Annotated in this window: 1 protein-coding gene; it reads right to left on the bottom strand. The window is 63.1% G+C overall.

The annotated features are described in order from the left end of the window. The coding region (locus Q0349_RS10930) for a toprim domain-containing protein (RefSeq protein WP_298080980.1) at window positions 1-1,016 on the bottom strand (1,016 nt) is incomplete at both ends.

Genomic DNA, 1,016 nt, shown 5'->3' with positions numbered 1-1,016 from the left:
GCTTTGACCAGCGCCGGGAAGTGTTTGACCATCAGCGCGCAGATGAGGGTGGCGATGTGCAGGCCGTCCGAGTCGGCGTCCGCCAGGATGCAGATTTTGCCGTAGCGCAGGCCGCTCAGGTCGTCGCTCGCCGGGTCGATGCCGATGGCGACGGCGATGTCGTGGATTTCTTGTGAGCCCATAACCACGGCGGAGTCGTCTTCCCAGGTGTTTTTGATTTTGCCGCGCAGCGGCATGATCGCCTGGTTTTGCCGGTCACGCGCCTGTTTGGCAGAGCCGCCGGCGCTGTCGCCTTCCACCAAAAACAGTTCGGTGAGGCGGGTGTCCTGGCTGATGCAGTCGGCGAGTTTGCCGGGCAATGCCGGGCCGCTGGTGGCGCGTTTGCGCGTAACTTGTTTGTTGTGATTGAGGCGTTTTTGCGCGTGGCTAATGGCAAGGGCGGCGAGCGCTTCGCCGATGTCGGCGTGTTTGTTGAGATACAGCCCGAACTGGTCTTTGCTGATGCCGGCGACCCAGGCGGCGCACTGGCGCGAGGTTAGGCGTTCTTTGGTTTGGCTGGAAAACTGCGGTTCGGGGATTTTGACGGAGAGGACGTACTGGCAGCCTTCCCAGATGTCTTCCGGCGCGAGTTTGACGCCGCGCGGCAAGAGGTCGCGGAATTCGCAGAATTCGCGCAGCGCTTCGACCAGGCCGGTGCGCAGGCCGTTCACATGCGTGCCGCCGCCGCTGGTGGGGATGAGGTTGGCGTAGCTCTCAAAGGTGCCGTTTACGCCGCTGCCTTCTTGCCAGGTGAGGGCGAGGTCGATTTGGCCTTCGTCGTCGCTGTGGCTCAGGGTGTAGGGTTCGGCGGGCAGGGTGTCGTCGCCGGTCTGTTCGCGCAGGTAGGCGGCGAGGCCGTCCTGGTAGCACCATTCGTCGTGTTCGCCCGTGTTTTCGTTGTCCAGGCTGATGTGCAGTCCGGCGCAGAGCACGGCTTTGGCTTTCAGCGTTTGTTTGAGGCGGGCGACGGCGTAGTT

The sequence above is a fragment of the uncultured Cardiobacterium sp. genome, from assembly GCF_938028185.1.
Taxonomy (GTDB): domain Bacteria; phylum Pseudomonadota; class Gammaproteobacteria; order Cardiobacteriales; family Cardiobacteriaceae; genus Cardiobacterium.
Note: the sequence above shows the minus strand (reverse complement) of the source record. Positions and strands in the feature narration are given on the sequence as shown.